Source organism: Massilia mucilaginosa, assembly GCF_011682145.1.
GTDB lineage: Bacteria > Pseudomonadota > Gammaproteobacteria > Burkholderiales > Burkholderiaceae_D > Telluria_A > Telluria_A mucilaginosa.
The window spans coordinates 1-372 of the sequence record NZ_WHJH01000240.1 but is presented as its reverse complement, the minus strand read 5'-3'; the positions used below and the strand labels follow the sequence as shown (position 1 = coordinate 372).

Below are 372 nucleotides of genomic sequence, written 5' to 3'. Positions count from 1 at the left end.
CCCTTCGGCGTGAAGGAGGCCGAAAGGCTGGTGGACAAGATCACTGCGCGCATGGAACGCGTCCAGGGCGACAAGACCAAGGACCGCCTGCTGACGTTCGAGCAAATGGGCATTGACGATTTGACCGTCGACGAGGCCCACGAGTTCAAAAATCTGTTCTATTCCTCGCGCCTGACGGGCGTCAAGGGTATGGGCAACAAAACCGGGTCGCAGAAGTCGTTCGACCTGTACAACAAGGTGCGGGTACTGCGCGAGTCGCCGAAGGGCACCGTCACGTTCATGACCGGCACGCCGATCTCCAATTCGGCGGTCGAGATGTACAACATGATGCGCTTCCTCGCAGCCGACGAGCTGGCCGAGTTGGGCCTGGAA

1 protein-coding gene is annotated in these 372 nt (G+C 59.9%); it reads left to right on the top strand.

The window, feature by feature from the left end; genetic code table 11:
* Positions 1–30: 30 nt before the first annotated feature.
* The coding region (locus F2P45_RS34685; protein WP_166882710.1) for a helicase-like domain-containing protein at positions 31–372 on the top strand (342 nt) is incomplete at its 3' end.